Below are 16,530 nucleotides of genomic sequence, written 5' to 3'. Positions count from 1 at the left end.
CGGCGTTACGGGGACTCCGATATGAGCATCGCGAAAGCCTTGGTGCGCCTCAGCTCGATCGTGTGCTGGATGGCCGCGCTGGCGTGGCCTGGCCTTGCGGTGCATGCGCAAGCGCAGGCCAAAGCAACGGCCGGCTCCGTCGAAGGCATCTGGGTATTCAACGGCGGCCCTTCCTTTCCGGGCCCGCGCTATCTGCGCATCACCGGCAGCGGCGGACAGCTCCAGGGCGCACTGACCACGGACTGGTACGGCGACCTGCCGATGAACAAGCTTCGCCTCGATAGCCAGACCGTGCATTTCGAGATCGACAACGGCAATCCCCGGCTGCAGCCCAAGCCATGGACCGCCACCTTGGTCGGCGGCAAGCTGCGGGTGGTCGGCGACATCTGGTCTACCCATGTAGACATCCAGGGCCATCGCGGCAGCGAAGCCGACGCACGGCGCCTGGCCTTCAGGACGGCGCCGCTGCCGCCGCCGCAGCAGCTGCAGCCGGATGGGCAGGCGCCGACGCCGCCGATGGGCTGGAGCAGCTGGAACAAGTTCGCCGAGCACATCGACGACCAGACCATCCGCGGTATCGCCGATGCATTGGTGTCGTCCGGCCTGCGCGATGCGGGCTATGTCTACGTCAATATCGACGACGGCTGGCAGGGCCGGCGCGACGCCGCCGGCGTGCTGCAGCCCAATCCGCGCTTTCCCGATATGAAGGCGCTCGCGGACTACGTCCACGCCAGGGGTCTGAAGCTCGGCATCTACAGCTCGCCGGGCCCGCGCACCTGCGCAGGCTACGAGGGCAGCTACGGCCATGTCGAACAGGATGCGCGGACCTGGGCCGCATGGGGCATCGATTACCTGAAGTACGACCTGTGCTCGGGCGAGGGCATCTTCCGCCAGCCGCAGGAAGTCCGGCTGGCCTACCAGCAGATGGGGCAGGCGCTGCGCGCCACCGGCCGGCGCATCGTCTACAGCCTGTGCCAGTACGGCCGCGACGACGTCGGCAGCTGGGGGCGCGAGGTCGGCGGACATCTGTGGCGGACCACCGGCGATATCGAAGACAAGTACGAGGTGATGGCGCGCATCGGCTTCGACAAGAACGGCAATCCCGCGCATGCCGGCCCAGGCGGCTGGAACGATGCGGACATGCTCGAAGTGGGCAACGGCGGCATGAGCGAGGACGAATACCGCACGCATATGTCGCTATGGGCCTTGTCGGCGGCCCCGCTGCTGCTCGGCAACGACGTGCGCAGCATGTCGGGCGGAACCCTGGCCTTGCTGCTGAACCGCGAGGTCATCGCCATCGACCAGGATGCGCTGGGACGGCAGGGCAAGGCCGTGCGCAAGGATGGCGCGGCCGAGGTCTGGATCAAGCCGCTGGCCGGCGGTGCGGTGGCGGTGGGTTTGTTCAATCGCACCGCCGAGCAGCGAGAGATCGCCTTTTCGCCAGCGGAAGCGGGACTGCCGGATGATGCCGCGGTCCGCGATATCTGGCGCGGCACACCAGTTCAGGCGACGCGTTCGTTCAAGGTGCCGCCTCATGGCGTCGTGCTGCTGCGCCTGTCCGGCAAGGGGGCGCCTTAGTATCGGCACGCCGATCCGCTTTGCGATATCCGCCGCGGAAGATTACGTTTTGCGGCAGACCGGGCCCGCTTTCCCTCTCGTTTCCGCACTGCGCCGATAGGATGCGGCGAACCGCTGCCGAAGAGGAGAAGGCCCGTGCCGGGATGGAGCAAGCGCCGTATCGCATGCGCGGCGGCGATCGTGCTGATGCTGCATGGCGCACTGCACGCGCAGACACCGGTCCGCTCGATCGCCATCGACGTCGCGGGGCCGACCACGCCGCGCAGCGGCTTTGAAACCTTCTCCATCGGCTCGGACTATCCTGGCACCTTGCTGCGCGACGACAGCCTGTCCCAGCTCAGGACCGTCCGCGACGAACTGGGTTTCCGCTATATCCGCTTCCACGCCATCTTCCACGACGTGCTCGGCACGTATCGCGAAGAAGGCGGCAAGCCGCGCTACGACTGGACCAAGATCGACGCGCTGTACGACCGGCTGCTGGCCATGGGCATCCGCCCCTTCGTCGAGCTGGGCTTCACGCCCGAAGCGATGAAGACCTCGGACCAGCACATCTTTTACTGGAAGGGCAACACCTCGCATCCGGATCCGGCGAAGTGGAGCGCGTTGATCGACGCTTTCACGCGCCACCTGGAACAGCGCTATGGGCGCGAGGAGATCCGTCGCTGGTACTTCGAGGTCTGGAACGAACCCAATCTGGCCGGCTTCTGGGAAGGCGCGGACCAGGCGGCCTATGTCGCGCTGTACGACGCCACCGCCCGTGCGCTCAAGCAGGTGGACCCGCAACTGCGGGTAGGCGGCCCGGCAACGGCCGGTGCAGCCTGGGTGCCCGAGTTCATCGCGCACGCCGCCAAGGACGACGTGCCGCTGGATTTCATCACCACGCACACCTACGGCGTCGACGGCGGCTTTCTCGACGAGCAGGGCAAGGAAGACACCAAGCTGTCGCGCTCCCCCGACGCCATCGTCGGCGACGTACGCCGCGTGCGGCAGCAGATCCAGGCCTCCGCGCGTCCTGGCCTGCCGCTGTATTTCACCGAGTGGAGCACCAGCTACACGCCCCGCGACGCGGTGCACGATGCCTATCTGAGCGCGGCCTACATCCTGGGCAAGCTCAAGGCGGTGGATGGCCTGGCGCAGGGCATGAGCTACTGGACCTTCAGCGACCTGTTCGAAGAACCCGGCCCGCCCACCGCGCCGTTCCAAGGCGGTTTCGGCCTGCTCAATCCGCAGGGCATCCGCAAGCCCGCCTACTTCGCCTACAAATACCTGCATCGGCTCGGCGAGCGGGAGCTCGCCACCGGCGATGCCCAGACCATCGCCACCTGGGACGGCAGCACGCTCAAGGCGCTGATATGGCAGTTGCATCTGCCGGAACAGCCGCAGAGCAATCGTTCCTTCTACGGGCGCGTCCAGCCCGCCGCGCCGGCGGCCACGATCCAGCTCGATCTCAAAGGGCTGCGTGCGGGCCATTACCGCGTGGCGATCCGCCGCACCGGTTTCGACGCCAACGATGCTTACACGGCCTATCTGCGCATGGGCGCGCCGCCGACGCTGGACGCGCCCCAGCTGCAGAAGCTGCGGGACCTTACCGCGGACCGGCCGGCCATGAGCGCCTTGCACGTCGGCAAGGCCGGCACGGGCAGGCTGGCGATTCCGATGCACGACAACGACGTGGTGCTGGTCGAGCTTTCGCCCGGCGATTGAGCGCACGCCTCTGCGCCATCGAGGCTGCGCATTGGCGCTACATGGACGTGACCTGGACCTCGGCGACACCGAGCAGGCCAGCCAGCGGCACGTGGGCGGCCGTCTGCTGCGGGCTGACGGTCGCACCTTGCCTGCGCAGCGTGTCCAGGAACATCTCGGCCAGCGGCAGCACCATATGCTGTCCCCAGCACCGCTCGGACTTGTGGCCGAACGGCAGATAGCCGGGCAGGTCGTCGGGATTCAGATGCTCCCAGCGCTCCGGCAGGAACTCGTCCGGATCGCTCCACAGGGCGGGAGCGCGATGGCTGACCAGCGGCAGGATGAGCACGTCGTCATCGGGGCCGATGCGTGCATCGATCGCCGGATACTCGGGCGAGGCCTTGCGCAGGATGTTCCACGACGGCGGCAGCAGCCGCAGCGCTTCGTACAGCACATGCCGGTTCGATACCGCATCGTCGAACGGCGCGCCCAGCCAGAGCGCATTGGCGACCAGGGTCGAGATGGTGAAGCACACCGGCGCCGCCGTGCGCCGGTACATGCCCATGGCATGGCGGCGTTCGTGGTAGCTGGCGGCCGCGGCCGTCGCCGCGGCGATGGCTGAGGCTTGCGGCCCCGCGCGCAACGGCCACAGCGCACCGGCGGTAATCACCGCCCAGGTCAGCTTGGGCGTCAGCTCCAGGATGCGATCCATCAGGAAGCGCAGGCGGCGCGGATCGCCGCCGAGGATCAGGTCGCGCAGATAGACATGCCCGACGTGTGGCCACGGGCCGCGGAGGTCCACACCGTCCGGCACGGGTTTCTTCAACGCGGCGCGCACGTCGCGCCCGATCGCCTGCATCGACTTCAAGGCATCCGGACGCGCAATGGAACGTCCGAGCAAGGGCTTGAAGGTCGGCCGCTCGGATTCGGTCGCGGGCCTGGCCTTCAGGATGCGGTCCATCAGCTCCGGACCGGCGACGCCGACGGTGTTCGCATCCAGCCGGAAGAGATCGTCGCCGGCGTGATCGCGCAGCAGTGCCTGGAGGCGTGGAGCGAAGACGGTGGGGCGGACGTGCCTGGCGGTCGGTGACATGCGGTCGGGAGCCTCGATGGTCGGCGGAGCATCCGGCGGCGCCCCGATGTGCCGAGGCGCCGCCGGACGCGGGTGGATCAAACGACGCTGCGCTCGCTACGGCACCGAGGCAGCGCGGCCCTTCAGAACCAGATGTACCAGGCGTAGTCCTTCAGGCTCTTCTCACGCTCGAACAGGTTCTTGATGGCAAAGAGGCTCTTCTTCATGTCAGCTACCTTTTCAGTGAGGATCCAGACGATAGGCATCCATTCGATGATGGCGTTCCTTGCGCGGCCGCAGATCGGGAAGATCGACGGCCGTCGGGGAAGCTATGTCAGTCGGGTGAAGCGCGGATGTGGTTTGGGGCCGGGATTCTGGTCTTTTGAGGCCGGGCCGGAAAAACGGTGACCTCAGGGTGTCGAGCGCGTGAATAAGTCGAACATCCGGACGGCCATCGCATGACCCGTAGCGGTGCTCGACCGATCCGATGCCATTGCGGATTCGCCCCGGTCCGGTCATGGTGTGGCGCTGCACAGAGGACGTGTCCGTGGACGTTTTCGATCTAGCCCAACATCCCGACCGGATCAGCCCGGCCTATTTCTTCTTCCTCCTCTTCGTGGTGGCGGGTATAGGCGGCAGCTGCTTCATGCTGTATCTGATCCGCAGCGGACGAAAAGGCGCGTGGTTCTATCTCCTGATTACCCTGGCCATCACGGTGGGCGCGTGCTGGGAGCTGCTGCACGAGGTGCGCTATGCCGCCGCGGTGAAGGCGCTGGTGCTCAGCGGCCGCTATGCCACCGTCGAGGGTTGCCTCGACCAGTTTCATCCAGGGCTGGCCTCCTCGAGCGAAGCCGATTTCGGCATAGAGCAATGGTTCGTGGGCGGGCAGCTGTTCGATTACGGGCCGGACGAAATCCGGCTGGGCTATCACGCGACCGAACCTGGCGGCGGCATCGTCCATGCCGATTCCAGGGTCAAGGTCGGCTATGTCCGCGACGAGGTGCTGGCACGTAACGACATCGTGCGGCTCGAAGTGGTCCAGCATGCGTGTCCGGCGGCGGGGGATTACGCCAGGCGAAGCCAGTAATGGCCAAAGGGTGCGGTGCGTCCTTGATCCTCTGATCGCGTTGCAGCCAGAATGCTGTGGATCGGATATCGATATCACGCGGGGTTGCAGCACCCATGACGGATGAATCGAAAGTCGCGAAAGAGCAGCAGGACTCCCGCACCGGGGGAAGCTCCGCAAATGCGGAAGCGAGCGGCAAGATGTCCCGCCGCGAATTCCTTGCAGGCACAGCCATGGCCGCCGCCGGGCTGATGATCGTGCCTCGCCACGTATTAGGCGGACCCGGCCATATAGCGCCCAGCGATCGACTGAACATTGCCGGCATCGGTGTCGGCGGCATGGGCCTGCACAATATGCGCGCCCTGGCCGGCGAGAACATCGTCGCGCTGTGCGATGTGGACTGGGCTTATACGGAGAAGTCTTTTCACGGGATGGTCGGCGGCCTGGGAAAAGTGCAGGCGCGCCTCGACAAGGCCCGGACCGCCAAGGAACGCCTGGAGCTGCAGAACGAAATCGAGCAGACCCGGCTGCTTTCCGGCAAGTTCAATGCGGCCAAGCGCTATACCGACTATCGCCGGATGCTCGAACAGCAGAAGGACATCGACGCGGTCGTCATCGCAACGCCAGATCATTTGCATGCGGTGATCGCCAGCGCGGCGATGAGCCACGGCAAGCACGTGTATCTGCAGAAGCCGCTCACCTGGTCGATCTATGAAGCCCGCGAACTGTCCAGGAAAGCGAAGGAAAATCCCAAGCTCGCCACGCAGATGGGCAACCAGGGGCATTCGAGCGACGATGCCCGCCTGATCAATGAGTACATCGCGGCCGGGGCGATCGGCGATGTCCGCGAAGTCCACGCCTGGACCAATCGCCCGCTGGCCTACTGGCCGCAGGGCATTCCACGCCCGCAGACCAGGCCGCGACCGGACGATACAAGCTGGAACGAGGACGCGGTGATGGACCGCCTCGCCAATGCCATGGCCGGCAACTATCCGAAGCCGGAAGGGCTGGCCTGGGATCTTTTCCTTGGCCCCGGCCCCGACGTCGACTACCACCCGCTGTATCACCCGTTCAACTGGCGCGGCTGGGTGGATTGGGGCGTGGGCGCCATCGGCGACATGGGCGCGCATCTGATCGATTCCCCGTTCTGGTCGCTGGACCTGGGTTTTCCGACCTCCGTGGAGACGGTCTCGACGCCATTCAACGAGGCCTCGTATCCCATGGCGACGATGACCTATTACGACTTCCCCGCACGCGGCAGCAGGCCACCGGTGAAGCTCACCTGGTACGACGGCGCCTTGCTGCCGCCAGCGGTGAAAGCCTTGGGGGCAGTGCAGATAAGCAAGGACGGCGGGGTTCTGTACGTCGGGGACAAAGGCGCGCTGATCCACGAAACCTACGGCGCGAACCCGCGCCTGCTGCCGCAGTCCTTGCACGATTCGGTGGGGACGCCGCCGCAGAAGTACGCGCGCATCAAGACCTCGCACGAGATGAACTGGGTGGACGCCTGCAAGGGCAGGGCGGAGGCGTCGTCGCCATTCCCGTACGCTGCCCAGCTGACAGAGGTCATGTTGTTGGGTGTTGTGTCTCTTCGCGCGGGCGGCAGGATCGAGTACGACGCGGCGAATATGCGCGTCACCAACAGGCCGGAAGCCAATGCGTTTCTGCGGCGTGAATATCGGAAGGGGTGGGTTCTCTAGAGCGATATAACAGCCCCTGATCTAGCGCAGGTGATCGGCACGTCGTGATCCTCTACTGGCCGTGAGCTTATTACGGTTGCTCACTTTGCTCGGGCTAGGGCTGCTCACTTCGTTGACGTGCGAGCGATTTCCTAAAAGGACTCGATTCCCCAAGGAAATAATGTCGTGAGGCGTAATGATAGAGGATCAGCCGATGACTAAAGATGTGCCCACGATCAGTCCCGATCAGCCGTTGACCGGGGATGAGTCAATCAAGCAGGACAAACTGCAACGAATGGGGCTCGCATCCGCCTCTGTAGCCGCCTTGCAGCGTGTTTCAACCACAACGGGTTTCGTCTTATCGATCGAGGGGCCTTGGGGCAGCGGGAAAACGTCCACGCTATCGATGATGGAGCAGCTAATACGCGCTGGGGACAGCAATCGTTCGATCATTGTCCATTTCAATCCGTGGCTAGTTGGCGATCGGGATTCCCTAGTGCGGCAGTTCCTTGGCGCGATCGCATCCGCCATCGAGCTGACAGATCATGCCGGCAACGCGAAGAAGGTCGCGAAGGAAATCCAAAACTACGTCCGAGTGTTCGATTTCGTAAAGTGGGTGCCAGGCGCGGAACCCTGGGCCAGCATCGTCAAGGGGGTTATGGAATCCGCCGGCAAGGCGGCTGGTGGTGTTGCCGATCAGAAGGAAAGGGATATCGAAGGCCAGAAAGAGCGACTCGAGAAGGCGCTGCGGAAGTTCGATAGAAAGATCTTTGTTTTCATTGATGACATCGACCGCCTATTTCCATTGGAAGTCTTTGAGATGGTGCGGATCGTCAAGGCGGTTGGGCAACTGCCAAACATCGGTTACATCGTTGCCTGGGATTCGGAATACATACGCCGCGCCTTGAAGTCGGCCGCAGTGCCGCGTGCCTCGACCTACATCGACAAGATTGTCCAGGTCCGTCTCCCCCTTCCGGCAATTTCGACGAACTCGCGCTTGAAACTACTAAATGACGCGATTGTTTCGTTGCCGGAAGAGGCGCTAGCCAGCCATTTCCCAAAGCAGGATGAACGGCTGCAATCGCTATACTTTCATGGCTTGCGTGAATTGCTTGAGCAGCCACGGGACATAACCCGCGTGATCAACACATTGGCCGTCATCGAGCCGGGCTTACGTGGCGAGATCGTGTTAGCGGACATCCTCGGACTTGCGTGCTTGATGGTGCGTGCGCCCAGGGTGTATGGCGAACTGCGCAGGAATCCGTCGCTTTTCACAAGAACTTTCAAGGGGGTGATGCCAGGCGATGACGACGAAAGGAAGAATCATCGAGAGAGGCTCGAACGGATATACGCCAGGACTCAGAATCCAGACGCGGTTCGCGAGCTAGTGCACTTCTTGTTCCCAAGCACTGCTAAAGCAGGCAATAAATTTGCGCTCGGAGGACAAGTCGATGTCCAAGGTCATATTGCCGCACCTAGTCGCCTGAACATTGCGCTGAGCATGGCGATCGGCGCGACGGATGTCAGCATCGTGGACGCCAAGCGCTACATCCTTGAGCCTACGCGGCGGGAGGTGGTTGAGGCCAAGCTCAGTGTCGAGAACGGCCTCGGGTTTCTGGAAATGTTGGGGGAGGTCGCCGATACGCTTACCACCGGTGAGGTCGGAGATCTTGAGGGGCTTTGCCTAGCCATCGCACGGCTGGTGGATAAGGCTCCAATTTCGCCTTCTGACATGCAACGGCAATTTTTCGTGATTCCGGTGGAGACTCTGGCCGTCAAGGCAATTAGTCGGCTTGTCGCATCATGCGCACCGAGCCAAGCAAAAGTCATCGCCTACAAGGTCACGACCGATGCCGATTCGCTCACTGTTGCGTCGGAAATCCTCACGGACGGCCTGCAGAGCGCCCATGAGCCGGGGGCGATCATCTGCGACAAGTCCAAGCAGAAGATGGCTGGCAGGAAGCTGGCCGAGAATAGCCGGGCTGCCTTAAAAGGTTCGATATTCTGGGGGCGCGCCAATCCAGCCAGAATACTTTGGACAATTATGCGGGCTGCCCCCAGCTCAGCTAAGTCAGTATTTGCCGAGGTCAAAAAGGGCAATCCGAATCTCGATGAGTTCGCCCTCGCGTTCCTGAGGCATGGATTCAGCTCCAATGGTGGGCGGAGCTACGCGCTCCCCGACGATCCCGCAGTGAGGAATTTCGTGAGCGTGGCGACCCTGATCAAGCACGCCAAGAAGCGGCTGAGCGATCCGGATGTTGGGTATCCATTGCGTGCGGCATGGCGGTCCGTCGTCGATGAAAAGGCCCTATATGGCAAGGATGGATCGGACGCCAGGATGTAGCCACGTGATCTGTTTGTGCAGAAGATTTGTTCTTGGCACCGAAACATAAATTTACTAAATCTATGATTTGAATAGATTGCGTGTACGCCAATTGCCGGGGAGGGATCCCTGCAGTGAGCGCACTATCGCGGAGATTCCCGCGCAGACAGCGACACAATGCGTACTCAACTCATCACCAACGAACGCACGCAAGGTAACTAACACTCGCCTCATAGCTCGGTCAGGGAGGGCCCCTTTGCCTTGCCTGGACGATGGCGCCCCTGTTCGACTTGCCTCGATATGGATCGCCATTTCCTGGTCGACGGCTCTCACACCCGCATCGTCCGTGACCCACACAGCCGCTCCGCCGCCAGCCCAGCCTCCCTGCAGCGACCAATAAACTTGTCCGACTCAACAATCTGCTTGCTCTGCGGCGTGTATTCCAATCCAGCAACGAATCGCAGCCAGGGTTCCTGCCCCATAGCGTAGACATAAGCCGTCCTGCACCCAATTTCCTCCACGATCCTCCAGGCATTCTCGCTGCCGGATCCTGACAAACGCCGCGAATCGTCATCCTTGCGGCTGATCGGCTGGCTCAGATAAGGGCCGTAGAGCCAGGTGAGCGGTGCGCCATCGCACTCCATGCCAATAAACAAAGTATCGACCTTGCCTAGCCGCTGCACGATGCGCCGATAAAGCGCGCGATCCTTGCCATCGGAATCCGCCAGGAACATCAGCGTCCGGCCCTGCAGATCCACGTGCAAGCCGTGCTTGCTGGCAATGCTCAGATCGGCGTGCTCGCCGTAGAACGGCAAGGCGGTAAGGTGGCCGCCGGGAATCGCCACGCGCTCCATCGCGTCGAGCACCTGCACGCGCGGCTGGCCGATCGCCTGCAGCGCGAGTTTCATCGACGGGTCGGCCAGGCTGTTGGCGTTATTGCGTGGCACCAGGATCGTGCCGATACGGCCGCGCAGCTGCAGCAGCGTCTCGACGCTGAAATGGTCCTGGTGGTTGTGGGTAAGGAACACATAGTCGATGCGGTCCGGCAGGTCGTGGAACGTAAGCCGGCCGTCGTCGCCGTCGTCCCAGGCCAGGAAAGGATCGATCAGCACCGACACCTCGGCACTCTGCAGCAGCACGCAGGCGTGTCCGAAGTAGCGCACGCGCACGCCTTCGCCGGCGAAATTCGGTTCGTTGCGCGGCGGCGGCGTTTGCGCGAAATAGCCGCGCAGCCTTGCGCGCGCGGCATCGTCGGCGACACCCAGTGCATCGGCGATGGCGCCGAACGGGACCGGCGAGAGCCGGCTTTGGGAGACGAGATCGTACGAGGCGCTGTCGAACGGCAGCGGCACGACGAAGCGATCCTCGCCGTCCAGCCGCGGCGTATTGATAAAGAAGTTGCGCTCCGCATCCGGCATCTTGCAGAAGGCGATCTCCTGCGCCGCGGTGCCGGCCAGTTCGCCCTGGTAGATCAGTTCTTCGAGCACGCGCAGCGAAGGATGGTGATTGAGGTCGTAGCTGGCCTCCACCAGGCCCGCGAGCGATGCGGGCAGCGCGTCGTAATGGTGGTCGAGGCTGAAGCCGGTTTCGCTCTTCTGCAGCTGGCGATCCAGCTTGATCAGGTCTTCGGCGAAACCGAGCAGTTCCGCTCCGCGCGTTGCGATGTCCTGCTGCAAGGCGCGCACGGCCGGTACGTCACGCTGGCTCAGTTCCAGAAAAGAGCCGCCGAGCATTTTCGGGTTCTTTCTCGCCGCCTCGTGCACCGCCGGATTGGCGATAAACGATTTCAGCATCGGCAGATGGCGGAAGGCCAGCGACAAGGCCAATTGCACCGGCGCGACCAGATGGCCCCAGGCATACCAGCGGAAGACCAGCGGCTCGAGCTTGGTATCGGGTGCAAGGTAAACCAGGTCGTGTTCGGCGTCGGTGGCGTTCATGCTTTCTCCATGACAGAAATCGGATCGCAGGCAGGGGCGCGGCGAACGGCAGGCCGGGATCGGGTGCGACGGATGGCGTGACTCACAGCAGCGATGTTCCTTCCGTATCGCGCACCGCCAGCACGATCTTGCCGATGTTCCGGTTCTCCTCCATCTCGCCTTGGGCCAGCGCGAGATCGGCAAGGGGATACGTGGCGTGGATGACGGGCCTTATCTCGCCCTGCTGCAGGGATTTGAGCCAACGCTGGCGGAAGCGCGCATTCACGCCGCGCTTCTCGGCCATCGGGCGCAGCCGCAGCGACGAACCCTTGATCTGCAGGCGGCGCTCCACCAGGAACAGCAAGTCGATTTCAGCGGACAGTCCGTCCAGCAGTCCCGCCGACACCATGCATCCGCCAAGGCGCAGCGCGCGAAGGTTGCGGTCCAGATACGCGCCGCCGACGAAATCCAGCACCAGCGCCACGCCCGCGTCGCCGGTCAGGCGCAGCACCTCGGCGAGGAAATCCTGTTTCCTGTATTCGATGACGTCCGCGGCGCCGAGCTCGCGCAGCGCCTCGGCCTTGGCCGGGGAGCCGACGGTGCAGATCGGCCGCGCCCCAGCGTGCAAGGCCATCCGCAGCGCGGTGGTGCCGATACCGCTGGCACCGGCATGGATAAGCACACTGTCGCCCGGCGCCAGTCCGCCGAGTTCGAACAGGGTTTCGTTGCAGGTCAGAAAGGATTCGGCCGTCGCCGCGGCCTCTTCGAAACCGATCCCGTCGGGAATCGGGTTGGCCATAAGGCGGTCCAGCAGGCAGAACTCGGCGCAGCCGCCGCCTTCCACCACGCCGTAGACGCGCTGGCCGCGGGAGAAGCCGGAGACGTTGTCGCCCCAGGCTTCCACCGTGCCCGCAATTTCCACGCCGGGAATGGTCGACTGCCCGGCGGGTATCTCGTATTCCCCTTCGCGTTGCAGCACGTCGGCCCGGTTGAGGGCACTGGCATGCACTTTCACCAGCAGCATGTCCGGCCCGCATGCCGGCATGGGTAGTTCGCGCCGCGCGATCACCTCGGGACCGCCGGCGCCTTCGTAAACCATCGCCAGCATCCGCTCAGTACCCCGCATGGTCTTCGGTCTCATGGCCGCGCGTCGGCACCAGGAAGCTGCGCTCGAAAGTGAGGAAGACTTCGCCCGTGGACAGCAGCCCCCGCGTCCGGCAACTGACGATCCCCGCGCCCGGCCGCGTTTCCGAAAGCCGCTTGGCCAGGATCTCGCTCTCCGCATAGATGGTGTCGCCCGCGAAGACGGGGTGGGTGAGGCGCACCTTGTCCCAGCCCAGGTTGGCGAGCGCGCGGCCGCTGGTGCTGCGCACGCTCATGCCGCAGACGATGCTGAAGGTGACCAGGCTGGACATCAGCGGCCGTTTCCAGGGCGTATGCGTGCAGTACTCGGCGTCGATGTGCAGCGGCGAAGGGTTCATGCTGAACCCGGCCATCAACAGATTGTCCGATTCGCCCAGCGTGCGTCCCGGACGGTGCTCGAACACATCGCCCGGGCGGAAGTCGTCGTAACAGAAGCCGATGACTTCGCGATAGCGGTTTTCACCGACAGCCCGGTAACCCCATAAACGGTCGTCTCGATCCATGTACGGCTGCTCTCCTGATGGTATGGCACTCATGCGCTGGCCATCAGCGATTCGACGGCATCGCAGAAATGATCCAGGCGATCGGCTTCCAGATCGGCACGCAGCATCACCCGCACGCCGGCCGCACCGCGCGCGACGATCGGGAAGAACACCGCCGAGCAGTAGTAGCCCGCGAGATAAAGTTGTTCGGACAGGCGCACCGCCAGATCCTCGTCGCCCACGTCGATCAGGCGGATCGGCAAGCCGTTGCCCGCGAAGCGGGTAGGGAAGCGCTGATCGAAGACCTCGATGTTCCGCTGCAGCTTCGCCTGCAGCTGGCCGAGTTCAGGAGTGCGGTGCAGATCCGCGCTCGCCAGGCAGGCGCCTACCGCGGCCACGTCCATGTTTTGCGACCAGGTCACCGGGCCCGCATTGCGATAGAGGAACTGGAAATCGCGTTCGCTGCCGAGCATGGCGACGCCGCCCGACGCACCGAACGCCTTGGCCAGCGATCCCACGATCATGGTCAAGGGATTCATTTCGATCCTGGAGCGGACATAGCCCTCGCCATGCTTGCCGTCGATCGACAGTGCGTGGGAGTCGTCGAAATAGAGGAACAGCCCGTAGCGGTCCTGCAATTCAAGCAAGCCCTCCAGCACGGTGCGTCCGCCCATGGAATAGGCGCCGTCGGCGACATAGGCTACGCGCGGGTATTTCTTGCAGATGTCTTCCAGATAGTTCAGGTCGTTGTGCGGGCAATTCAGCACCAGGGCTTCGTCGCCGCAGATCGGCTTGATATAGGCCATCGAGAAGTGGCAGAAACGGTCGAACACCATCACCCGCGGTCCGCTGCCGCCGCCGATATGCCCGGAGGCGATCAGGGGCAGGATCCCGGCAGTGAGCACGCTGCAGCTCACGCCGGGCAGCGCGGGCGCGCCGTAGAGATCGCGCAGGCTTTCCTCCAGCTCGACCAGCAGCTTCAGCCGGACTCGCACTTCCGCGATCGACAGGCCCGTGGTCCCGGCCTTGCGCAGCGCGGACACCGCGCCCTCGATGATCTTCGGGTGGTGGTTCAGACCGAGGTAGGAGCACGAGCACAGCAGGGTGAACTCATGCCCGGTATCGCGCACGATCAGGCGATCGTTGGACTCGTGGTCGACCTGGATATTGAGCAATCCGCTGTCGGCCGCACGCAGCCACACCCGCTCGCCATGGGCGAGCATGGCTTCGGCATTCCGATAATGATGCGGTCCGGCGATGTCGTTCGGGTCGCGCTCGTTCATGGGAGTCTCCTGGCTGATAGGCGTCGGCGATGCGCCCGGACGGCGCGCCGATGCGAAGGGAAAAGAGGGCGCGCGTGACGGCTCATCCGCGCTCCAGCGGCAAGGTCAGGCAGTGCGGTCCGCCCCACCACGGCCACAGATCGCGGCCGTCGAAGGCCTGCACGTCGACGCCCCGCGCCTGCAGCGCCGCATGGGTGCGCGGCGCACCGGCATACGCGAGCACCCGGCCGGGCGCGGTGGCCACCAGATTCGACGCTTGCTTGTCGTGCTCGGCGAGCACGACGCGGAAGAAATGCTCCAGGTCGAGTGCGTCCGCGGCACCGCCGACGAAGTCCACCTGCCAACCCCATGCGCGGACCAGGTCGACCAGCTTCATGCCTTCGCAGCTGTCATCCACGTCGCCGCTTCCGGCCCGGTAGCGGCGCACCCATCCGATGCCCGCCAGGCTGGCGATGGCGGCGTCCGCCTGTTTGGCGTCCACGGTGGGCTCCACCAGCAAGCCTTTCAGAAAGCGGGTCAGCGGATCCCGGTCCGCGTATTCGGCTTCGAGGAAATAGGGCAGGGCGATCGCGAGCCTGGCGTCCACGCGGGTGAAACAGGTGTCCAGGTGCAGGAACATATGCGCCAGAACGCTGCTGTCCGGCTGCCAGCGCACCGTACTGTCGCCGCGCATCCGCACGGCAATCACATCCATGTCGAGCCGCTTGGCCAGCAGCGGGGCAACGCGCGGATCCGTGCAATGACCCACCCCGATCATCAAGGTCCGCTCGTCGACGACCTGCAGGTCGCCGCCCACCAGGCAAAGCCCTGCCTCGAGGGCATCAAATACCACTGGGTATTCGCGCAGCGAGGGCGAGAATTCCGCCGCGAAGCGCATCAGCGCAGCCTCGCCGCGCCGCGAAGGCGAGATGAAGTTGCCGAGTATCCATCCGCGCGGCGTCATGACGGCCAGGTCGCGGGTGAAGGTGAGGCCGAGACGGTGGTCGACGATATGGCGGTAGACGCCCTCGGCATCGGTCTGGAATTGCACGTGCCCGGCCCGGGCCAGCAGCGTTGCACCGGTCGCCGAGCCGGCCCAGGGCGCGAGCCGGGGCAGGGAAGCGCGCAGCCAGGTCGCGAACTGTCCTTTGCTGCGGGCCTCCTCGATGGCCTCGTCCAGCAGCCGCTCCATCGAGAGCACTTCCGCCCCGGAGGCCGCCAGCAGGCGTTCGAGTTGCGCGTGCTGTCGCGCGGCTTCTACCGGTGGCGGGTTGTAGTGCAGGAAATTGCCGGTGGCGACCTCAAGATGATAATCGGCGGGCGACGGCGCATTGACGATCACACGCCGCAATGGCGCGATGTCGGAAACCACATACGGCACCGCCGATGCGGCGGCTTCTTCCAACGGCATCCCGTGCATCGGGCGATTCATGCCAGGCCTATTTTCGCGGGTTCCGCGTGATAGTCCTTGGCCATCGGCCGCGGCGTGTCGAACTCCTGCAGCAGGCGCCGGGCGGACTCGATGAACGGCGCGCCGACGGCGACCCCATCGATCAGGCAGATGCCGCTGCCGTCGATGGCGCTGGCGGCGACCAAACGTTTTGCACGATCGATGTCATCCTGGCTCGGCGAGAAAATCTCGTTGATGACCGGCACCTGGCACGGATGCACCGCGGCCATGCCGCCGTAGCCAAGTTCGCGGGCGCGCCTGGCCGCGGTCACCATGCCGTCCGTGTCGCGCACGTCGAACCAGGGCGATTCGAGGGGATGCAGACCGGCGCCGCGCGTAGCGGTGACCAGGCGCGAGCGCGCGTAGTGCTGCGACTGCCAATCGATCGATATGCCGGTGGTGAGCGCGAAATCGGCGGCCCCGAAGATCGTCGCGGTCAGGCGTGCCCGCGTGGATACCGTGGCGGAGATGTTCTCGATGCCCAACGGCGTCTCGATGATCGCCATCAGCTCGACCCCATCCCCCAGCAGGCTGCTCGCGATCTCCAGATCGCGCGGCGATTCGACCTTGGGCACCATCACCACGTCGGGCTTGTACGGACACCCGGACAGCGCCAGCAGATCGAGCAGGCCATCGGCGCTGCCCAGATTGTTGATCCTTACCGCGCGCCGGCACGCTGTGATCGACGGCCTGGAGAAGAACGCCACGGCGCGCGCCCTGGCCTCGGCCTTATGGATCGCGGCGACGGAGTCTTCGATGTCGATCAAGGCGATATCGGCATCCGTCGCATCCGCTTTGACCGATCGCTCAGCCACCAGCGCAGGCGTGAAGAGGATCGATCGGCAATAACGGCTGAACTTTTTCATGTTCACCACC

13 protein-coding genes are annotated in these 16,530 nt (G+C 64.2%); 5 read left to right on the top strand and 8 right to left on the bottom strand.

Annotation, left to right across the window (positions count from 1 at the left end; translation table 11 throughout):
* The first annotated feature begins 21 nt into the window (after positions 1–21).
* Together KK141_RS09360 and KK141_RS09355 are read left to right on the top strand one after the other, a co-directional pair.
* The gene (locus tag KK141_RS09360; protein WP_214570647.1) at positions 22–1,578 is read left to right on the top strand and encodes a glycoside hydrolase family 27 protein; all 1,557 of its coding nucleotides are present in this window, start codon (positions 22–24) and stop codon (positions 1,576–1,578) included.
* A gap of 186 nt (positions 1,579–1,764) precedes the next feature.
* The gene (locus tag KK141_RS09355) at positions 1,765–3,282 is read left to right on the top strand and encodes a beta-xylosidase (protein ID WP_214570687.1); all 1,518 of its coding nucleotides are present in this window, start codon (positions 1,765–1,767) and stop codon (positions 3,280–3,282) included.
* A gap of 37 nt (positions 3,283–3,319) precedes the next feature.
* Here KK141_RS09355 and KK141_RS09350 read toward each other — a convergent pair whose 3' ends face one another.
* Entirely contained in the window at positions 3,320–4,354 is a 1,035-nt protein-coding gene (locus KK141_RS09350; RefSeq protein ID WP_214570648.1) for a cytochrome P450, read from the bottom strand.
* Between the two features lie 122 nt (positions 4,355–4,476).
* Positions 4,477–4,599: a tryptorubin family RiPP precursor gene (locus KK141_RS09345; protein WP_214570649.1), complete on the bottom strand. Its 123-nt coding sequence runs from the start codon at positions 4,597–4,599 to the stop codon at positions 4,477–4,479.
* Between the two features lie 281 nt (positions 4,600–4,880).
* Here KK141_RS09345 and KK141_RS09340 point away from each other — a divergent pair, with 281 nt between their 5' ends.
* The 3 genes from KK141_RS09340 (at position 4,881) to KK141_RS09330 (ending at position 9,422) form a co-directional block, all read left to right on the top strand.
* Positions 4,881–5,420, top strand: coding sequence for a hypothetical protein (locus KK141_RS09340; RefSeq protein ID WP_214570650.1), 540 nt, complete (start codon positions 4,881–4,883; stop codon positions 5,418–5,420).
* A 95-nt stretch (positions 5,421–5,515) separates the two neighbouring features.
* A complete protein-coding gene (locus KK141_RS09335) occupies positions 5,516–7,099 on the top strand; it encodes a Gfo/Idh/MocA family oxidoreductase (protein WP_214570651.1) in 1,584 nt (527 codons plus the stop codon).
* 193 nt (positions 7,100–7,292) lie between these two features.
* The gene (locus tag KK141_RS09330) at positions 7,293–9,422 is read left to right on the top strand and encodes a P-loop NTPase fold protein (protein WP_214570652.1); all 2,130 of its coding nucleotides are present in this window, start codon (positions 7,293–7,295) and stop codon (positions 9,420–9,422) included.
* 308 nt (positions 9,423–9,730) lie between these two features.
* Here the strand turns inward: KK141_RS09330 and KK141_RS09325 are convergent, their stop codons facing one another.
* From KK141_RS09325 to KK141_RS09300, 6 genes are all read right to left on the bottom strand, one after another.
* Positions 9,731–11,338 carry an MBL fold metallo-hydrolase gene (locus KK141_RS09325; protein WP_214570653.1) on the bottom strand — a complete coding sequence of 536 codons (1,608 nt, stop codon included), beginning with the start codon at positions 11,336–11,338 and terminating at the stop codon, positions 9,731–9,733.
* Between the two features lie 82 nt (positions 11,339–11,420).
* Positions 11,421–12,416 (bottom strand): NAD(P)H-quinone oxidoreductase, encoded by a 996-nt coding sequence (locus KK141_RS09320; RefSeq protein ID WP_214570654.1) that lies wholly within the window; start codon positions 12,414–12,416, stop codon positions 11,421–11,423.
* A 13-nt stretch (positions 12,417–12,429) separates the two neighbouring features.
* A complete protein-coding gene (locus tag KK141_RS09315; protein WP_214570655.1) occupies positions 12,430–12,963 on the bottom strand; it encodes a MaoC family dehydratase in 534 nt (177 codons plus the stop codon).
* A gap of 29 nt (positions 12,964–12,992) precedes the next feature.
* Positions 12,993–14,225 carry an aminotransferase class I/II-fold pyridoxal phosphate-dependent enzyme gene (locus tag KK141_RS09310; protein WP_214570656.1) on the bottom strand — a complete coding sequence of 411 codons (1,233 nt, stop codon included), beginning with the start codon at positions 14,223–14,225 and terminating at the stop codon, positions 12,993–12,995.
* Positions 14,226–14,307: 82 nt separating this feature from the next.
* Complete coding sequence (locus tag KK141_RS09305; RefSeq protein WP_214570657.1) at positions 14,308–15,636, bottom strand: arginine deiminase family protein; 1,329 nt, start codon at positions 15,634–15,636, stop codon at positions 14,308–14,310.
* The gene (locus tag KK141_RS09300; RefSeq protein WP_214570658.1) at positions 15,633–16,520 is read right to left on the bottom strand and encodes a CoA ester lyase; all 888 of its coding nucleotides are present in this window, start codon (positions 16,518–16,520) and stop codon (positions 15,633–15,635) included. The genes KK141_RS09305 and KK141_RS09300 overlap by 4 nt, the downstream gene beginning before the upstream one ends.
* Positions 16,521–16,530 lie beyond the last annotated feature (10 nt).

The organism is Dyella sp. LX-66, from assembly GCF_018599165.1.
Taxonomy (GTDB): domain Bacteria; phylum Pseudomonadota; class Gammaproteobacteria; order Xanthomonadales; family Rhodanobacteraceae; genus Dyella_D; species Dyella_D marensis.
The sequence above is the reverse complement of the archived record's forward strand: the minus strand, read 5'-3'. Positions and strand labels throughout refer to the sequence as shown.